The 4,266-nt window shown below is 74.6% G+C and carries 5 protein-coding genes and 1 pseudogene; 3 read left to right on the top strand and 3 right to left on the bottom strand.

Annotated elements, in window-relative coordinates; all coding sequences use genetic code 11:
- The coding region (locus tag VIU94_RS18030; RefSeq protein WP_524540638.1) for a serine/threonine kinase C-terminal domain-containing protein at positions 1-622 on the top strand (622 nt) is incomplete at its 5' end.
- Positions 623-631: 9 nt separating this feature from the next.
- Positions 632-1,516: an EI24 domain-containing protein gene (locus tag VIU94_RS18035; RefSeq protein ID WP_331912710.1), complete on the top strand. Its 885-nt coding sequence runs from the start codon at positions 632-634 to the stop codon at positions 1,514-1,516.
- Here the strand turns inward: VIU94_RS18035 and VIU94_RS18040 are convergent.
- Both VIU94_RS18040 and VIU94_RS18045 read right to left on the bottom strand, forming a co-directional pair.
- Positions 1,513-2,229 (bottom strand): carbon-nitrogen hydrolase family protein, encoded by a 717-nt coding sequence (locus VIU94_RS18040; RefSeq protein WP_331912712.1) that lies wholly within the window; start codon positions 2,227-2,229, stop codon positions 1,513-1,515. The two genes, VIU94_RS18035 and VIU94_RS18040, sit on opposite strands and share 4 nt — an antisense overlap.
- Positions 2,230-2,237: 8 nt before the next feature.
- Complete coding sequence (locus tag VIU94_RS18045) at positions 2,238-3,179, bottom strand: LysR family transcriptional regulator (protein ID WP_331912714.1); 942 nt, start codon at positions 3,177-3,179, stop codon at positions 2,238-2,240.
- A 58-nt stretch (positions 3,180-3,237) separates the two neighbouring features.
- Here VIU94_RS18045 and VIU94_RS18050 point away from each other — a divergent pair, with 58 nt between their 5' ends.
- Positions 3,238-4,095, top strand: a complete 858-nt coding sequence (locus VIU94_RS18050) for an NAD(P)-dependent oxidoreductase (protein ID WP_331912716.1) — start codon at positions 3,238-3,240, stop codon at positions 4,093-4,095.
- Positions 4,096-4,109: 14 nt separating this feature from the next.
- Here VIU94_RS18050 and VIU94_RS18055 read toward each other — a convergent pair.
- Positions 4,110-4,266, bottom strand: a pseudogene (locus VIU94_RS18055) (TetR family transcriptional regulator); the annotation flags it as partial.

Consider the following 4,266-nt stretch of genomic DNA (forward strand, 5'->3'; position numbering starts at 1 on the left):
CGACCGGGGGCCCGGGACGGGGCCCGCCGCCGCGGGCAGCACCGCGCCGGTCACCACGGCCGTCTCCACGGCGACTCCCGGGGCCACCGCGCCCGCGCCCGGACCGACGGCCGCCCCGTCCCGGTCCACCTCGCCGTCCGCGCTCGCCTCCTCGCCCTCGACCAAGCCCTACGACGCGCCGCCGGGCTACAAGCACGTCTCCGACCTGCGCGGGTTCAGCATGGTGGTGCCCGAGTCGGCGGTGCGCTCGGATCAGGGCGAGCGGATCTTCTACATCACGCCCGACGAGTCCTTCCGGGTCGGCATCAAGATCGGCAAGATCCCGCCGGGCGGGGCGATGGCCTCGATGCGGGCCGCCGACGCCGCCGGCCCGAAGAACAACCCGGGCTTCCGCGACAACTCGATCACGCCCACCACGCGGCACGGCATGCCCGCCGCGCTGTGGCAGTTCACTTGGGACGGCTTCGACGCCGCGAAGGGCTCCCGGCACACCTACGACCTGTGCTGGGAAGGGAACGGCCGGCTCTACGACGTGTGGGTGTCGGGTCCCGCGGACCGCGCCGGGGAGACCCGGGCGCACTTCGACAAGGCCGTGGAATCCTTCTTCCCGTACGACCATTAGGGTGATCGCATGCGCGACTTCGGGGTGGGTTTCGGCCACTTGATGAAGGGCCAGCAGTGGGTCCTGCGGAACGGACGGTGGTTCGGCTTCGGGCTGCTCCCCGGACTCGTCACGCTGGTGCTGTACGCCGGAGCCCTGGTCGGCCTCGGCTACGGGGCCGACGACCTGACGGCCTGGGCGACGCCGTTCGCCGACGACTGGACCTCCCCCTGGCAGGGCCTGTTCCGCGGCTTCCTGACCGCGCTGGTCTTCTGCTTCGGACTGTTCCTCGCGGTGATCACCTTCACCGCCGTCACCCTGCTGATCGGCCAGCCGTTCTACGAGTCGCTGTCCGAGGCGGTCGACCGCAGCGAGGGCGGCGAGGTCCCGGAGTCGGGGCTGCCGCTCTGGCGTGAGCTGTGGATCTCCGCCCGGGACAGCCTGAAGGTGCTGCTGCGCGTGGCGCTGTACGGCGTCCTGCTCTTCGCCTGCGGTTTCATCCCGGTCCTCGGCCAGACGGTCGTCCCGGTGATCGGCTTCTGCGTCTCCGGCTTCTTCCTCACGGAGGAGCTGACCGCCGTGGCGCTGCAGCGGCGCGGGGTCGAGCTCAAGGACCGGCTGCGGATGCTGCGCGGCCGCCGGAAGGTCGTCCTCGGCTTCGGCGTGCCGCTGACCCTCGCCTTCCTGGTGCCGTTCATGGCGGTGTTCCTGATGCCCGGCGCCGTGGCCGGCGCGACGCTGATGGCCCGCGAGATGACGGCCCCGGAGCCGGACACGGAGCCCGAGGAGGAGCCGGAGGGCGGGCCGCAGTGCGCGGGGCCGACCGCGCCGGCCGCCCCCGCCCCGCAGAACCAGAACCAGAACCAGAACCAGAACCAGAACCAGCCCGTCCCGGGCAACCCGTACGCGTCCTAGCCCACGGCCACGTCCGCGAGGACGTACCCCGGCTCCGTGCCCGCGTCGGCGATCCGCTCGCCGCCCGGGCCCCAGGCCCCGCTGCGGCCCTCGCAGACGCCCGCCTCGTTCGTGCCGAGGACGTTGCCGAGCACCACGTACAGGCCGAAGTCCCGGGCGCGCACCGGATAGACCTTCTCGAACGAGTCGTTGGCGACGTCGAGCACCGAGCTCGCCAGGTACACCGCGCAGCCGTCCGCGACGGCCCGCCCGGCGAGCTCGGGGAAGCGGTTGTCGTAGCAGGTGGCCAGGGCGAACCGCACGCCGTCCAGCTCGAACCGGCCGTCCCGGTCGCCGGCCGCGAAGACCTCGTGCTCGACGCCGTGCAGGTGCAGCTTGTCGTAGCGGGCCAGGAGCGTGCCGTCCGGGCCGATCACCAGGGTCGTGATCCCGGGCCGACCGGCCGCGGTCCGCACCGGCCCGTTGACGACCGCCGCCGCGGAGACCGCGCGGCAGGCCTCCCGTATCGGCTCCAGACGCGGGTCGTCCTCGGCCAGGTGCAGGGCCGGGTCGGCGTGGATCAGACCGGGGTCGTAGCCGGTCAGGGCCAGCTCGGCGAGGACGACCACGCGGGCGCCGTCGGCCCCGGCCGCGCGGATCAGCCCGGCGACGGTGCGGACGTTGGCGTCGATGTCCCCGGGTACGGGGGCGAACTGCGCTGCTGCGACGATCATGACCGCCATCATCGCCGCCGCCGGTCCCGGGGGAAACCCCCTGAGCCCCGGAGCTCCGCCGCCGTCTCGCCCAGCTGCCCGAGGAATGCCCGGGCGGCCTGCGTCGGGGCGCGCGGGGTCGCAGCCCACACCTGGCGGTAGGGCACGTCGTCGGGGTGGACGGCGACCAGCGAGACGTCCCGGCGCACCGCCGCGGCCGCCAGCGCCGGGACGAGGGTGACGCCGAGGCCCGCCGCGACCGCGCCCAGCTTCGCGATCCAGTCGTGCGCGATCAGCCCGGTACGCGGGACGAACCCGGCGGCGACGACCGGCCGGAACAGGGTGTCCGCGAGGCGCTCGTCGCCCACGATCCACTCCTCGTCGGCCAGTTCGGCGAGTCGCACCGCCCGCCGCCCCGCCCGCGCGTGGCCGCGCGGCAGGGCCACCAGCATCGGCTCGTCGAGCAGGTGATGCAGCGTCACCCCGTCCGGCGTGGGAACCGGTCGTGCCGGGCTGACCACTGCCAGGTCCTGCTCGCCGGCGGCCAGCAGCTCCAGGTGCTTCACCGAGGGCCCCTCGGTCCGGGTGACCGCGACCCCCGGATGCCGGAGCCGGAACTCGGCCTGCGCGCGCGGCACCAGCGCGGCGTTGGCGCTGGAGAACGAGCCGAGCCGGAGCAGCCCGCCGTCCAGGGTGCGCAGCGCGGCCAGCTCCGCGCGGGCCGCGGCGAGCCGGTCCCGTACCGCCTCCGCGTGCGGCAGCAGCACCCGGCCGGACTCGGTGAGCCGGACCCCGCGCGGCAGCCGCTCGAACAGCTCCGCGCCGACCTCGTCCTCCAGCGTCTGGACCTGGCGGGACACCGCGGACTGGGTGTAGCCGAGGGCGCGGGCGGCGGCGGTGAAGGAGCCGTCGCGGGCGACGGCCAGGAAGACCTCGTACAGGCCGGAGGACGGGCCATGCGGAGTGGGCATGGCAGCCATGCTAGACATTCGCTTGTCGCATGGTGCGGGGGTCTCTAGCGTCGAGATCATGAACGCCACGGACACGACGAACACCACCGAGCGCCTTCACGGCGCCGCGCACCTTCAGAAGATCGCCTTTCTCGGCCTCGGCGGCATGGGCCTGCCCATGGCCCGCCGGCTGCTCTCCGCCGGACACCCGCTGACCGTGTGGAACCGCACCCCCGGCAAGGCCGACGAGCTGGTCGCGGCCGGCGCCGTGCGCGCCGCGAGCCCCGCCGAGGCCGTTCGGGACGCCGAGGTCGTGATCACGATGCTGGCCGACCCGGCCGCGGCCCTCGCCGTCGCGGACGCGATGATCCCGGCGCTGCGCCCCGGCACGCACTGGGTCGACACCTCGACCGTCGGCCCCGACACGGTCGCCGCCCTGGCCGCGCGGCTCCCGGACGGCGTCACGCTGATCGACGCCCCGGTGATGGGCAGCGTCGACCGGGCGGCCGACGGCGAGCTGCTGATCCTCGCCGGCGGCGAGACCGCCCCGGTCGACGGGGTGCTCGCCCGGCTCGGCACGGTCAGCGCGTGCGGCGGGCCGGGGACCGGCGCGGCCCTGAAACTCGTCCTGATCAACGCCGTGATCGGCGGGGTCGCGGTGGTCGCCGAGACCCTCGCGCTGGCCGACTCCCTGGGGCTGCCCCGGGAGCTCACGGAACGCGCGCTCACCACCGGCCCGCTCGCGGGCGCGGCCGCCCGCGCCACCGCGACCGGCTCCCATTTCCCGGTCGCGCTCGCCGCGAAGGACGTGGCCCTGGCGACGGCGGCGGCGAAGCTGCCGGTGCTCGAAGCCGTCCACCGGGCGCTCACCGAGAACCCGGGACTGGCCGCCGAGGACCTGTCTGCCCTCGCCCGCCCGGTCGACCCGTCGGCCTAGTCCGCCTAGTCCGCCTAGTCCGCCTTCTCACCGGTCAGCAGCCGCAGGAAGTCCCGGAACGACCCCGGCATGTCCACCGAGGCCGGGTCGAGCAGCCACTGGTACTGGAGTCCGTCCATCACCGCCGTCAGCAGCGGCGCGGCCTGTTCGGGGGTCAGGCCGCCCCCGAGG

It is taken from the genome of Streptomyces sp., assembly GCF_036566765.1.
Lineage (GTDB): Bacteria > Actinomycetota > Actinomycetes > Streptomycetales > Streptomycetaceae > Streptomyces.